Below are 14,289 nucleotides of genomic sequence, written 5' to 3' on the forward strand. Positions count from 1 at the left end.
TCACTCCATTATGCTCAAGACACTGTCTTTGATTCGGGAAACACTGGGAATATAGTGCTTTTCGAGTTGGAAATAGGGCATAACCACATCGTAACCTGTGACGCGTTGTACCGGTGCGAGTAAATCAGCCAGCGCATTTTCCATGATTAATGCGGAAATTTCGGCACCCACGCCGCCTGTTTTAGCCGCTTCATGCACGATAACACATCGTCCTGTTTTCTCAACAGAAGCCAGTATAGTTTCAATATCCAAGGGTTTAATGGTTGCTACGTCGATCACTTCGCAGGAGATCCCTTCCTCTGCAAGTTGCTTAGCAGCTTGTAATGTTTCATGCATGCTCGCGCCCCAACTAATGAGAGTTACATCGTCACCTTCTTGTAACGTAAAGCATTTTCCTAAGGGTAGGGCTTCCCCATTATCGTCAACCGGTTGCTTGACTAAGCGGTAAATTCGTTTGGGTTCAAGGAAAATAACGGGATCAGGATTCCTGATGGCTGCGAGAAGTAAGCCATAAGCCCTTTTCGGTGAAGAGGGAATGACCACCTGAAGGCCAGGAATGTGGGCGAATAAAGCTTCAGTACTTTCAGAATGATGCTCAGGCGCTCTAATGCCGCCGCCAAAGGGAGCGCGAAACACGAGGGGGCAATGCAAGCGTCCTCGAGTACGGTTTCTCATCCGCGCTGCATGAGCAATAATTTGGTTCATAGCTGGATAAATAAAACCCATAAACTGAAATTCTGCCACGGGTTTTAAACCTTGAAGAGACATACCAATAGCAAGGCCGCCAATCATCGATTCTGCAAGAGGCGAATCAAAGACGCGGCGTTCACCAAAGCGCTCTTGTAATCCAACGGTAGCTCGGAAAACGCCGCCGTTTTTACCAACGTCTTCACCAAAAACGACAACATTCTCATCATGAGCTAATTCGTAAGCTAAAGCTTGAGTGACTGCTTCGACTAGAGTGATATCAGGCACGAGACACATCCTCCATGGCTATTGCGCGTTGCTCAACTAAATAATCGGGCAATTCAGCATAGTGATAATCAAAAATACTTGTGATTGGCTGTTTTTTTTGGCCTAGGTATTCATTAACCGCTTCTTCCACCGCTTCGTTGCTTTCCTTCATCAGCTGATCTTCTTGGGTTTTATCCCATATTTTTTGCTGTTCCAAATAATATTTAAAACGGGCGATGGGTTCTTTTAATTTGGCCTTTTCTACTTCTTCACAAGGTTGATAACGTGTCGCATCATCAGCTGTGGTGTGATCGCAAAGTCGATAGGTCAACGCTTCAACCAACGTAGGTCCTTCCCCTCGACGTGCTTTTTCGAGGGCTTCACCAATCACCTGACGGCAAACTAATACGTCATTTCCATCGATTTGAATCCCTGTAAAGCCAGCAGCAATCGCTTTTTGAGCAACCGTTTGGCTTGCTGTTTGTTTAGAAAGAGGAACGGAAATAGCCCACTGATTGTTGTTAACCACAAAAACCACTGGTAAATTCCAAGTGCCGGCCACATTCATGGCTTCGTAAAAATCGCCTTCGGAAGTGCCTCCTTCGCCTAAGCAGACCACAGCAACACGCGGCTGATTGCGATATTTGAACGCAAAAGCAACGCCCGCAGCATGTAAGCATTGAGAAGCAATAGGCACACAAATAGGCAGGTCTTCCGAGTTGCATGCGAATTGACTGCCTCGTTCGTCTCCGCCCCAATAAGCGAGAATCTCTGACATCTTAACACCGCGTTGAAATTGGGCTGCATAATCGCGATAGTAAGGGATAAACACGTCTTCAGGCCGCATCGCATGCCCGATGGCAGTTGAAATGGCTTCTTGGCCATTAATCGGGGCATAAGTACCCATTCTACCCGTCCGCTGTAACGCAATCGCTTTTTTATCAAAAGCTCTGGTGCGTACCATCACACGATAGAGTGTTTTCAGTGTAGCCTCATCATGAGCAAACTCAGGTAAAGCGTCACAAATTTCGCTTTTCTCGTTAAGAATCTGAGCGAAAGGTATTTCAAAACGGGCGACTATTGTCAAGGTCGATCTCCTTGTTAACACGCGTGGTTATTAGGATACTCAGAATTTTTCGTAAAAACTAGGGAGCTGCAGGCAATTCTCTCGCTGGGTTATCATTATGGCACTGCTTTCAAGATTAAAACCCATTCCGACATCCCATGGATAAGCTCAGGAGACGTCGGAGTAGTTAAAAAAAGCTCAAGGCTGCATTATTAGGTCGAGTGCAACTTACCTCAACTGAATTGAGAGCTAGCTGGCGCATCTGTGGATGGCTGTTCGATTGTTGGCGTTCGGGTAATTTTATCCGACGACACATCCCTTAATGATTTGCTTTTAGTGATAGAAAACAACCCCGCTTTTCGTGGGGAGGTGAGCGGTTTTTCATCCGATGACAACCCGCTATCCCCATTCTCTTTAAATTTTATTTTGCTAGAAGAGTCTGTGTTGGACCGGCGTCGAAGGAGGGGAGGAGCACTTTCTTCTGGTGTGGCTTGGCTGCTCTTCAGTAGTTTGGAGGCAATTGCTGTGTAAATCCATTGTGAACAAAGGGTCACCAATTCTTCTCTATGCTTTTTTCGGTCATGATGTTTCTCAAGATTGGGTGGATTTGTTTTAAGTTGTTCTATCATCTCTTGCGGAAGATAAAAATCGGCCTCATCAGGATATCGAATAGGAGGAGCCTGGATATCCATCAAGAAAACTTCTCTTAAAAGCTTAGCGGTTTCTTCAATTACTTCCCCTGTTAATTTTTGCAAATTTTCATCTTTGCCATGAGGGTATTTTAGTTGAAGGAAATTGAGTAGGAAACTAAAGCATGATTTTCCGTCGATTTTGAGATGTTCTAAATTTTCGCTTAGCTTTTGTAATTCTGGACTGGCTTTTGCCTGTTCTAAAAGGCCTACTTCAATGGTGTCAAAATGCGCGTATTGAAGCATTAAGGCGCTTAACGAAAGATCGGTTTTTGCTTTTATTTGCTCTTTTATTGTTTGATCAATGAATAGGTGTTTCGTTGCTATTCGACCTGACTTTGCAGTTAACTCGGTTAATTGCTCCAATAATAAACACGCTTCAGCAAGCAACGCTCTGTTTCCTTGTAGAGCTGTTTTTAAACTATCTAGTTCAGCTTGTACGCTCGTATCCGGGGTTAATTGATAGCTTTTAATATCACTGGTGATAAAAAAACGAAAATTACGGATTAAGCCTCTTGCTCGGGCGAATAAAACTTGATGAATGGCATCGTTCATGCGATGCGGATCTTGTCCAAACTCTTCTTCTAACTCTTTTCTGGATCGTTCCTCGTAGAAAGTTGGACCTAAGTTGTGTGATTTAAATCCAGCATAAAATTCAGGTTCATTACGCATGACCTCTTTGATGGCTTTCTGGAAAAAATCGACCAGTGAAGAATCAACCGGTTGTTTTTTGTAGAGCGGTGCTAGGATTTTATTGAACAATTCTTTTATTAAAATCATCTGTAATTCTTTGACAGGAATGAGTTCACCTACTTCTAGGTAGCTCATTTTTCTTGTAAACGTTGAGGGTGAATCAAAAACCGTTCGTCGCGTTTCTAAATCTGAAATGAATTTTTTTAGAAAATAACAGTGGTCTGTTTCTCCGTCGGGTAGATAGCGCAGGGTATCTCCTCGAAGATTTGAATCAATGGATTCAGGAAGTATTGCTTCAAGTTGCAGCCCCATTACTTCGCCAGAACTGGTTTTGGTTGTTTGCGTCGATGGCGTAGCAGCGTCTTGGGCTCGTTTTGTTGGGACAGGAGAGGTGTTGATAGTGGAGATCTCAAAAAACGCTTTCGAGTTGGTTCTTGATCTTGGTGTTTTCACACGAGAAGCATCGTGAGAAGCACTTGGCGTTATATGGCTACCAGCGTGTGCGCTTGCCCCAGTTAAGCGTCGAGGAAAGGGTATTGAGCGAGGTGAAGGTGCAGGAGCTATGCTTTTAATATCAAGGGGTGAAATGGGTGATGGGGCGTCGATAAACTGTATCTCTTTTCCAAAATAGGATTTAACATGGGAAATCGTGATGGAAGCTTTTTCACTATTGATTTCCACTCCTGCAATTTTTCGTTTTTGTAAGTGATCAATGACAAGGAATTTCCTTAAACTCTGGCCTGCGCTTGCTGAAGAGGATCCCGCAGAGTTAGGCATCACTTCGAAAAGGCAAGTGGCTTTGTCTTGGGTTTCATCATATTCCCAAAGAAGAGGAGCTCCATGATAAGCGAGGGTAGAGATAAAAATACGCATGATTGTTTATATTTTGAGAAAATGAAACCGAAATGTACAATTTATTCCCTGTGCACGTAAAGTGTTTTTTTTTAATTTCGTACTAATTGGATAAAGAGTGGCTGAAATTCAGATTTTTAACTTAACTTATTCAGAGGATTTGATAGAACACTATCAAAAATTAGCAACCTTATCGGGCTTCGTACTCTTAGAGAGTAATGATCGTTTAAGGGGGCGTTACGATATCGTCAGTGCATTGCCTTATGAAGAGCTCAAAATAGAGCGAAATGTTTCTGGATTTCATCACGTTTTTGCTGCACTGCAAAAACGACTCCCCCAGACCGTGTCAGCGATTGATCTTCCTTTTCAGGGAGGAGCGATTGGTTATTTTTCCTACGATTTTGCAGCTAATTTAACAGGAGCACATTCGGTCGCACAGCCCAGTCTCGAAAACATGCCTGTGGTTCATGTTGGTCTGTACGATTGGGCGATCATCAGTGACCATCACTTAAAAAAAGTGTATGTCTTTGCAGCGAACACACGCTCTGAAACGCCTTTGATAGTTAAAGAGGTACTTTCTGTTTGGCATCAAGTTGGCGATTACAACCGTCCTTTTGGGTTAACAAAGCCATTTACACCCCTAATCACTAAAGCAGAGTACCAAGACGCATTTCATGCAATCCATCAGGATTTAAAAAAAGGGCGCACTTACCAAGTCAATTTTACCCAACCGTTTAATGCTGAATACCAAGGTGATTCTTGGGTGATGTACAAGAAAATAAGAACGAAAAATCCAGTTCCTTATTCAGCTTATTTACACTTTTCTGATGCAGACATTTTAAGTTTTTCACCCGAACGTTTTCTGGTAATGGATAAAGACAAACTTCTCACCTCACCCATCAAGGGAACAGAGAAGCGCTCATCGGATCCTCAACGGGATGAGCTGTTGCGCAACAGTCTATTGGCTTCCAGCAAAAATCAAGCTGAAAATGTCATGATTGTGGATTTACTCCGCAATGATTTGGGGAAAATTGCTAAGCCCGGTTCGGTGCATGTCCGTGATTTATGCGCAGTTGAAAGTTATCAGGCTGTGCATCATTTGGTCAGTAACATTGAAGCCATTGCTTTAGAAGATCAATCAATGATGGATGTATTTAGCGCGTGCTTTCCTGGAGGCTCAATTACGGGTGCACCCAAATTGGAAGCAATGCGCATCATTGCTGAACAAGAGGCTTATGCGCGTGGAGTGTATTGCGGTTCTATCGGTTATTTTTCCAGGCATGGTCGCTTTGATAGTAATATTGCCATACGTACCGTAGTAGCTCGCGAGAAGATCTTGCATATGGCTGCTGGAGGTGGAATAGTGATTGACTCCAATTGGGAAGATGAATACCTTGAATGTTTTACCAAAATAGCGGCAATAATTAATGGACTTAACTGAAAAGATAACGCCTATCGATGCGGCAGTTGTCGTGCTGCATGAGTTAGCAAGTGATTCTTTAGTGCTGACACAAAGAAGTCACACTTTGCGCAACCACCCGGGAGAAATTTGTTTTCCTGGAGGCCGTTGGCAAGTGGGTGATAGAACTTTATGCGATACGGCCTTACGCGAATTGCAAGAAGAGCTTGGAATTTCACCCGCAAGAATCGTCTTACAAAAAGCATTGCGAACGGAGCGCACTTTAAGCGGATACCTCATTCATCCCTGGTTTGCCACGATTGAAAATTTATCGCCTTATCACGCGGACCGAAATGAAGTTGCGGAAGTCTACTATTTACACATGAGCGAGATCATTAAGGCGTCCAACTATGAGAAAATCCAAATAAGTCGTTTTGGTCTGAATTTTACAACCTACCGGTTTGTTGCGAGCAGTCATTATGTCTGGGGTGCGACCGCTCGGATCATGATGCAGTTGATTGTCGAAGACGACTCGGTAAGACCCTAACCTATGAATTTTATGCCATACTCGCTTCTTTCATTTTTTCATCATTGGTTTTTAATGCTCGACGTAAAATTTTACCCACATTGGTTTTAGGTAATTCTTTATAAAACTCGACCACTTTCGGTATCTTATAACCCGTTAAGTGCTCACGGCAGTGGGCTATGACTTGTTCAGCGGTAAGGGTAGGATCTTTTTTTACGATGCAAGCTTTCACTCGCTCACCAGACTCTTCATCTTGGATACCCACCACTCCTACCTCTAGCACGCCAGGGATCATGCCAATCACTTGTTCCACTTCATTAGGGTAGACATTAAAGCCAGAAACGACAATCATATCTTTTTTGCGATCAACTAAATACACAAAGCCTTTCTCATCCACACAGGCGATATCCCCTGTTTTTAAAAAACCATCGTTAGTAAAAACTAAAGCAGTTTCTTCTGGTCGTTGCCAATAACCTTGCATCACTTGAGGACCTTTAATGCATAATTCCCCCGCTTCACCAATAGGTACCTCAACATCGGAATCATTGCGGATAGAAATGGTTGTGGAAGGGATGGGCAATCCAATGCTGCCATTATATTCATCCAGGTACATGGGATTGATGGTTGCTGCTGGACTGGTTTCCGTTAATCCATAGGCTTCTAAGATGCGGAATTTGGTGATTTCTCGCCATTTAAGTGCCACACTTTTTTGCAAAGCCATTCCACCTGATAGGGCGCATTTTAATTTTGAAAAATCAACTTGTTGAAATTTGGGGTTATGCATAAGGGCATTGAATAGGGTGTTTACACCGGTAATGGCTGTAAAGCCTGTGTTTTTAATTTGATTGATAAAATGAGGAATATCACGCGGATTGGTAATGAGAATATTTTTCGCTCCTGCTTTAAGGAAAGTCAGGCAATTCGCCGTGAGGGAAAAAATATGATAAAGAGGCAAGGCAGTAATGATGATGTCTTCCCCGTCTATTTTTAATGGAGAAATCCAAGCAGAAGCTTGCAATACATTGGCTACCATATTGCCATGAGTAAGAATAGCCCCCTTTGCGATACCCGTAGTTCCACCAGTGTATTGAAGGAAAGCAATATCGTGATGATCTAATTTAACTGGGGTTAAATGGCCTTTGCGTCCAAAGCTAAGTGTATCATTAAAGTGAGTCGCATGCGGAAGGGTATAGGGAGGGACCAATTTTTTTACATATTTAACCACTGCATTAACAATGAATCGTTTCATTAATGGGAAGACGTCACCCATTTGGGTTACAATAATGTGTTTAACTGTCTTAACTTGAGGCAGTGCTTTTTCAACAGTGTGGGCAAAATTAGCGAGAACAATTAAAACTTCAGCACCAGAATCATTCATCTGATGGACAAATTCGTTAATGGTATAAAGTGGATTAGTGTTCACTGCAATACAGCCAGCGCGCAGAATGCCAAATAAAGCAATGGGGTATTGCAGGAGATTAGGCATCATCAGTGCTACACGCGTGCCTTGTTTTAACTCAAGTTGTTGCTGCAGATAAACGGCGAATTGGCGGCTTTTTTCTTCAAGCTCATGGTAAGTGATTTCACATCCTAAGTTAACATACGCAACCTTTTTAGAATATTTATGACAAGAATCTTCGAATAATGAAACAAGCGAGGAGTGCTCATTGATATCAATTTCATGAGGTACGCCATCTTGATAATATTTTAACCACACCTTCTCCACATCAATGTCCTTCTGTTATTGCTCCCCTCATGTTAGTATAAACAAAAAATGGGGTGATGGATATCTTAGTTATGACCGATAATGTATTGAAATCACAGGCTTTTAAGCTTAAAGGTCGATTATATACTTTTACAGTTTTGCAATTACTGAATCATGATCGTGTTTTATTTGCTCAGCAATTGGATGAAATGATCCTAAAAGCACCTCGGTTTTTCGATAAAACACCTATTATTTTAGATTGTAGTGCATTGCAAGAGGTTGATTTTGATTTGCAAGCGTTTTGTCAATCGATGCGCGAGCATAATTTAATTCCTGTGGCTGTTCAGGGGGCTAGCCCTTTCCTTGAAACAGTCGCACAATGTCAAGGATTGGGTGTTTTACACACTTCTTCAACGCAAGATAAAGATTTAATCGAAAACGAAGTAGAAGAGCAAACCACCACTCCTGTCGAAATTAAATCCAAATTGCTCACCACTCCTGTACGCTCTGGTCAACAAGTAGTAAGTAAAGGAGGGGATTTAGTCATCACTGCTTCTGTTAGCCATGGTGCAGAATTATTAGCAGACGGCAATATCCATGTGTATGGCGCATTGCGAGGTAGGGCACTCGCGGGGATCTCGGGTGATAAACAAGCGAGAATTTTTTGCCAATCCTTAGAAGCAGAATTGGTATCCATCGCTGGTTATTACCGTTTAAGCGATGCAATCGAACCGCATCAAGGTCCTTGTCAAATTTATTTGCAAGATGAACACATTCACATTGAGCCTTTATGTTAATGGTGCCAAATAAGCCTTTTGAAGCAGTTTTTATTTCTGATTTGCACCTTCATCCCGAAGAGCCAATGATTATGGCTCGCTTTAATCACTTCATTGATTGGGCAGCGATAAACACGCAATCTGTTTATATTTTGGGGGATTTTTTTCACGCCTGGCCGGGTGATGATGGAGGGGATTCTTGGAGTCAGACTATCGCTCATCGGCTTAGATGGTTATCTGAGCAGAAAGTTTCCCTTTATTTCATGCACGGGAATCGTGATTTTCTACTGGGTCCTCGATTTGCTCAATCCGCAGGCATGACCATTCTTCCTGATCCCACTGTGATTCAATTAGGATCACATCAAGTGTTACTTGTTCATGGGGATCGGTATTGTATTCATGATAAGGGACATCAATGGTTTAGACGCATAACCAGGAATCGTTGGTTTCCTAAGCTTTTTTTGCGGATCCCTTTTCGAGTACGTAATAAAATGGTTGCCAGTGTGCGACAAAGAAGCCAAACAAATCGCAGCAAAACAATGGCGCAAATGGATGTTGTTTTGCAGCCCATGATTGATCATATGCGAAAAAAAAAAGTCACTGTATTAATCCATGGTCATACGCATAAGGTTGGCTTAAGCAATTATGTCTATAATGGAAGTGTGTACGATCGCTATGTCTTAAGCGATTGGGATGAAAGCCCGAAAGTATTGTGTTATTATAAGTCAAACAGGTTTGAATTCTCTCATTTGGATTTTTAGAGGAACAGTAGCATGGCCGATTTAACTGAAGCCCAGAAACGCGAAATTGAAAGCAAAAAAGATACTCAGGTCAAGGATGCACTAAAAGAAGAGGTTGTCGCTAAGACAAGAGAGATGAAGCAAAAGAATAAGGCGATAAAAGAAGAAGCAAGCTTACAAGAAGCCAATAAAGATAAATACGATTTCGATGATCAGCCATTTTTTACTCAAGTGGACGCTAACGGGAAGAAAATCGTCGGAAAAATAGAACGAAAAGCTGATCATTTGATTGGTAAAGGGGTGGGGGCTGCGAGTGACTGGGCTGTGGAAATGTACAACCTTTTATCTGCCTCACTTGAATTAAATAAAGCCCTGTATTATGACCCTCTTAAACTTCCTTTTGAAGATACAGTTAAAGGAGTTGGAAAAGCCCTTTGGCAAAGAACCGTTGTGGCAGGGGCAGAAGCTATATCGGATAAGATTAGTCGTCGCTTTGTAAAAGATGAGGAACTGGCGAAAATAAATTTTGGTGCTGGCGTTGATGAGAATGGCATTTTATCCAGTTCTGTAACTAAAAATAATAAAACTTGGCCCGAAATGGGGGGGTTATTCAATCAAGGGATCTGTGATTGGGCAAAAGTTCAAGGTTACCAAGCTCTTCAGCAAAATGGTCAACTCGTCTTACAAGATAAAAATGGCGTGAAGATGACTCCTCAAAAATTCAAAGAGTTAAATGATAACGTGGATACCAGTTTGGAGAAATTTCTCTCCAGTCGCATGGGTATGAAGATAAATTACAGTGGTCCCACTCAGCAAGCCGCCGACGAAGAAGAGAATAATCCTCCTGCTCCAAGAATGAATTGAGGTTGTAGAAAAAAGAAAGACAGTTTTTTCATCCAGGTATTCCGCTATGAAAGCGAAATACCTTATCCTTTGAGCCAATTAAAGCATTTTCTATTTTTAAGAAAGCGTTCAAGCGGTCATCAATATCCCCACCATACCGCTTAGCCAGCCGAAGATAATCTAGAAAATGACGCGCTTCCGATTTAACCAAAGAAGCATAAAATTTACTTAAACCGTTATCATTCATTCGCGGAATAAGCGCATTAAATCGTTCGCAAGAGCGGGCTTCGATAATGGCACCGACAATGAGCTGATCGCGTAATCGCTCTATACACCCCCCTTTAGTGACAAGTCGATGCATTTTTTGTGCATAATCAGCTGGGGGAAGTGGACCAAAACGAATATTTCGATTAACCATCAAGCGAGTTACTTTTTCAAAATGCAATAATTCTTCTCTTGCCAAAGGAGACATGACCTCAACTAACTCTGGTTTTTCGGGGTATTTAGAAATAAAATTAACGGCTGTCGCCGCTGCTTTTCGTTCGCAATGCGCATGATCAATTAATAAAGTGGGTATATTGGCAACAGCCGCATCGAGCCAACCTTCTGGGGTGGGTAAGCGAAGAAAATCAATTAACGTTTGCAAATCATTTGAATCTGAGCTTAGCATAACAAATTTACACTATACTTTGTAAAATAATGCCCTTATATCTTACAGATAATGAAAAATCAAATTGGATCAAATAATGAGTGCAGCAGAAACAAGTAACGAGTTATCAATCTGGTTATCAACTTATGGCTTGATAACCGCTGAACGAATTCTAGAGCATTACAAAATTCGACTACAGCATGAAGAGTTCATCGCTGCAATAAAAAATCCAAACACGTTTTATCATCGTTTGTTAAAAGTGCCATTAAGAAATGTATTTAATGGGATTATTTTGCAACAAGCAAATGATTATCAAGTTTATGCGCAAAAAATATTCATTGATTACTTAATGTCGGGTGAGACCAGTAAATCAGAAGATTCACCAGGTGCCCTTACACGTGAAGATTTAGAAAATGAACGCAGAACACTAGTCAGTATGGGGGATGATTTTCATCAATGCGAACTCGATCATAATAAACTCATTGCCGAATGCCAGAGGAATCTTATTGAGTATGCAGCAGAATGGAAAAAAAATTTAGCGACTGCAGCCAAAAGGATTCGTGATGAGTTAAGGCTACAGGGCGTGGATAAAGAGAACAATGTCATTATCCAAGCAGTCAATGCATTGATAATTCAATCGGATTCGTCTAAGGGAAATAAAATTAATAGTAAAGATAATTCATGGCTTCGTGCGGAAAAGATTATCGGAGGAAAGTTATCCGAAGAGGCAAGACAAATTTTTATTGAACAAATCGCCAAATTGGTTGATTTCTCATCAGAAATAGAGTCTTCCCTCGCCAATTTTTCGAACAAAGCGAATGAAATGGGAGCAAGAGTACGTCAATGGCGCTCCGATTTTTATAAGTTAATCCTGCGTGTGAACGAATTGATTCAATTACTCCCTGAATACCATACGGATTCTACCCAGACTGAGGAAAATCGTGAAACACTTTATTTTGATTCAGCTCTTGGGGAGGAGGAGCAAAAAGGGTAACCTGCTCAGGAGGCATCATGCTGTTGTCGCAACGTCGTGAGGGAGCACCTCGGAGGTTACTGCCAAGAGTCAGGAGGTCCCTCGCTTTTGCTCGGGATGACAGTTGTGTTGTCGTCCTGAGTGAAGCGAAGGACCTCCTTGGATGGGGTTACTGCCAAGAGTCGGAGGTCCCTCGCTTTTGCTCGGGATGACAGTTGTGTTGTCGTCCTGAGTGAAGCGAAGGACCTCCTTGGATGGGGTTACTGCCAAGAGTCGGAGGTCCCTCGCTTTTGCTCGGGATGACAGTTGTGTTGTCGTCCTGAGCGAAGCGAAGGATCTCCCCGAGAGTTACAGCCAAGGTCGGGAGGTCCCTCGCTTTGCTCGGGATGAAGTTGTATTGTCGTCCTGAGCGAAGCGAAGGATCTCCCCGAGAGTTACAGTCAGGGTTGGGAGGTCCCTCGCTTTGCTCGGGATGAAGTTGTATTGTCGTCCTGAGCGAAGCGAAGGATCTCCCTGAGAGTTACAGCCAAGGTCGGGAGGTCCCTTGCTTTTCTCGGGATGACATTCATGAAGCGGATTGAGCGAATCGCACTGAGAGATTACTATCCATTAAGCAGACACTTCGTGTATAATATCGCGCTTTTAATCTATCATTAATCGGAGCGTCTTTATGACAAATGAATTAACCCTTTCCATTATTAAACCCGATGCTGTCGCTAAGAACGTCATTGGCCAAATTTATTCCCGATTTGAAAAAGCTGGGCTCAAAATCGTTGCTGCAAAAATGGCCCACCTCACCCGAGCGCAAGCGGAAGGTTTTTATGCTGTTCATAAAGCAAGACCCTTTTTTAATGATTTAGTGAGCTTTATGATTTCTGGTCCTGTCATGATTCAAGTATTACAAGGCCCAAATGCAATTGCTAAAAATCGTGAACTGATGGGCGCTACTAATCCTAAGGAAGCTGCTCCCGGTACTATTCGCGCGGATTTTGCAGACAGCATCGATGCTAACGCCGTTCATGGTTCTGACAGTGCTGAAACGGCTGCTCAAGAAGTTGCTTTCTTTTTTGAGCCGCATGAAGTTTGTGAGCGATAATTCATTTATAGGCATCTTCGATGTAAGTGGTCTGGACGGGACATAGCCATCGCTCCACGTGCCGCGGCCTGTCCGCGGGACGTAGCGATAAGATTCACTACCTTCACTTAATGGCAGGTTGTGAGTGTTATGAAATTCAGTGGAGTAAGTGATGAATCAGAAAATTAATTTATTGAATTTCAATCATCAACAAATGCGTGATTTTTTCAGCGAATTGGGAGAAAAACCCTACCGTGCCCAGCAGGTCATGCAGTGGATTCATCAATACGGATTTCATGACTTCTCACAGATGAGTAATTTAGGTAAGGCGTTACGCGAGCGTCTTAATCAGATAGCAGAGATTCGGCTTCCCGAGATCATTACTTGCCAAAAATCAAGCGATGGAACATGCAAATGGTTACTAAAACTCGATTGCGGGAATTGCATTGAAACGGTTTTTATACCTGAAACCAACCGTGGGACGCTTTGTGTGTCCTCGCAAGTAGGTTGCGCATTGAATTGCAGCTTCTGTTCAACAGCAAAGCAAGGATTCAATCGAAATTTATCCATTGCAGAAATTATTGGCCAGGTTTGGTTAGCTGTACGCGAATTGTCTCAACAAAACGGTTTCCATGATAAAAAAATAACAAATGTAGTCATGATGGGCATGGGTGAGCCTTTACTTAATTTTGATAATGTCGTAGCGGCCATGGATATCATGATGGATGATTTCGCTTATGGTTTATCGAAGCGGCGGGTCACTTTAAGTACTTCTGGCGTTTTACCTGAGCTTGAGCGCTTACGGGAAGTTAGTCCTGTCGCTTTAGCGGTTTCCTTGCATGCGCCAAACGATGAGTTACGTAATCAATTAGTACCGATCAATAAAAAATACCCATTAGCTGAGCTCATGGCGCTGTGTAAAAGGTACTTTAAAAACGAATCCAAGCGAAGAGTCACTTTTGAATACGTGATGCTAAAAGGGGTTAATGATCAACCAGAGCATGCAGATCAGCTCATTAAATTATTACGCGACGTGCCTGCCAAGGTTAATTTGATCCCTTTTAATCCTTTCCCTATGACTGAATATGAACGCTCTTCCCAGCAAGCCATTGATACTTTCCGTGAACGATTGCTGGCGAAAGGGATTAATACGATCACGCGTAAAACAAGGGGCGATGATATTGATGCTGCATGCGGGCAACTTGCTGGTGAAGTAAAAGATAGAACAAGTCGTTCACGACGCTGGCAAAAATTGCATTTTGTGCCTAAAAAGCAAATCGAAAGAGCAGAATAGCTTGAGATTTACTGAAAAAAGAGAGGTCATTACATTCAAAAATTAGATGCGTTTT

Annotated in this window: 13 protein-coding genes; 8 read left to right on the forward strand and 5 right to left on the reverse strand. The window is 42.4% G+C overall.

The annotated features are described in order from the left end of the window. The 3 genes from B5D33_RS04140 to B5D33_RS04150 form a co-directional block, all read right to left on the reverse strand. Nucleotides 1-975 (reverse strand): alpha-ketoacid dehydrogenase subunit beta, encoded by a 975-nt coding sequence (locus B5D33_RS04140; RefSeq protein ID WP_058453844.1) that lies wholly within the window; start codon nucleotides 973-975, stop codon nucleotides 1-3. Further along, a complete protein-coding gene (gene pdhA, locus B5D33_RS04145) occupies nucleotides 968-2,041 on the reverse strand; it encodes a pyruvate dehydrogenase (acetyl-transferring) E1 component subunit alpha (RefSeq protein ID WP_058453843.1) in 1,074 nt (357 codons plus the stop codon). The genes B5D33_RS04140 and pdhA overlap by 8 nt, the downstream gene beginning before the upstream one ends. Before the next feature lie 212 nt (nucleotides 2,042-2,253). After that, complete coding sequence (locus B5D33_RS04150; RefSeq protein ID WP_058453842.1) at nucleotides 2,254-4,275, reverse strand: hypothetical protein; 2,022 nt, start codon at nucleotides 4,273-4,275, stop codon at nucleotides 2,254-2,256. Nucleotides 4,276-4,372: 97 nt separating this feature from the next. Between B5D33_RS04150 and pabB the strand changes: the two genes are divergently transcribed. Both pabB and B5D33_RS04160 read left to right on the forward strand, forming a co-directional pair. Continuing rightward, nucleotides 4,373-5,695 carry an aminodeoxychorismate synthase component I gene (pabB, locus tag B5D33_RS04155; protein WP_058453841.1) on the forward strand — a complete coding sequence of 441 codons (1,323 nt, stop codon included), beginning with the start codon at nucleotides 4,373-4,375 and terminating at the stop codon, nucleotides 5,693-5,695. Then, complete coding sequence (locus tag B5D33_RS04160; protein WP_058453840.1) at nucleotides 5,682-6,200, forward strand: NUDIX hydrolase; 519 nt, start codon at nucleotides 5,682-5,684, stop codon at nucleotides 6,198-6,200. Before pabB ends, B5D33_RS04160 begins: the two co-directional genes overlap by 14 nt. Before the next feature lie 10 nt (nucleotides 6,201-6,210). Here the strand turns inward: B5D33_RS04160 and B5D33_RS04165 are convergent, their stop codons facing one another. Then, nucleotides 6,211-7,905: an AMP-binding protein gene (locus B5D33_RS04165; protein ID WP_058453839.1), complete on the reverse strand. Its 1,695-nt coding sequence runs from the start codon at nucleotides 7,903-7,905 to the stop codon at nucleotides 6,211-6,213. A gap of 71 nt (nucleotides 7,906-7,976) precedes the next feature. Between B5D33_RS04165 and minC the strand changes: the two genes are divergently transcribed. From minC to B5D33_RS04180, 3 genes are read left to right on the forward strand one after another with little or no spacing between them, the layout of a single operon-like run. Beyond that, complete coding sequence (gene minC, locus B5D33_RS04170) at nucleotides 7,977-8,681, forward strand: septum site-determining protein MinC (RefSeq protein WP_058453838.1); 705 nt, start codon at nucleotides 7,977-7,979, stop codon at nucleotides 8,679-8,681. Beyond that, nucleotides 8,675-9,421, forward strand: coding sequence for a UDP-2,3-diacylglucosamine diphosphatase (locus B5D33_RS04175; protein ID WP_234802452.1), 747 nt, complete (start codon nucleotides 8,675-8,677; stop codon nucleotides 9,419-9,421). The genes minC and B5D33_RS04175 overlap by 7 nt, the downstream gene beginning before the upstream one ends. A 12-nt stretch (nucleotides 9,422-9,433) precedes the next feature. Beyond that, complete coding sequence (locus B5D33_RS04180; protein WP_058453837.1) at nucleotides 9,434-10,264, forward strand: hypothetical protein; 831 nt, start codon at nucleotides 9,434-9,436, stop codon at nucleotides 10,262-10,264. Nucleotides 10,265-10,292: 28 nt separating this feature from the next. Here B5D33_RS04180 and B5D33_RS04185 read toward each other — a convergent pair whose 3' ends face one another. Then, a complete protein-coding gene (locus B5D33_RS04185; RefSeq protein ID WP_058453836.1) occupies nucleotides 10,293-10,913 on the reverse strand; it encodes a MiaE family protein in 621 nt (206 codons plus the stop codon). 76 nt (nucleotides 10,914-10,989) lie between these two features. Here B5D33_RS04185 and B5D33_RS04190 point away from each other — a divergent pair, with 76 nt between their 5' ends. The 3 genes from B5D33_RS04190 (at nucleotide 10,990) to rlmN (ending at nucleotide 14,234) form a co-directional block, all read left to right on the forward strand. Beyond that, nucleotides 10,990-11,886, forward strand: a complete 897-nt coding sequence (locus tag B5D33_RS04190; protein WP_058453835.1) for a hypothetical protein — start codon at nucleotides 10,990-10,992, stop codon at nucleotides 11,884-11,886. Nucleotides 11,887-12,535: 649 nt separating this feature from the next. After that, entirely contained in the window at nucleotides 12,536-12,961 is a 426-nt protein-coding gene (gene ndk, locus B5D33_RS04195; RefSeq protein ID WP_058451748.1) for a nucleoside-diphosphate kinase, read from the forward strand. A gap of 151 nt (nucleotides 12,962-13,112) precedes the next feature. Further along, the gene (gene rlmN, locus B5D33_RS04200) at nucleotides 13,113-14,234 is read left to right on the forward strand and encodes a dual-specificity RNA methyltransferase RlmN (RefSeq protein ID WP_058451749.1); all 1,122 of its coding nucleotides are present in this window, start codon (nucleotides 13,113-13,115) and stop codon (nucleotides 14,232-14,234) included. Nucleotides 14,235-14,289 lie beyond the last annotated feature (55 nt).

Source organism: Legionella maceachernii (genome assembly GCF_900167045.1).
Taxonomy (GTDB): domain Bacteria; phylum Pseudomonadota; class Gammaproteobacteria; order Legionellales; family Legionellaceae; genus Tatlockia; species Tatlockia maceachernii.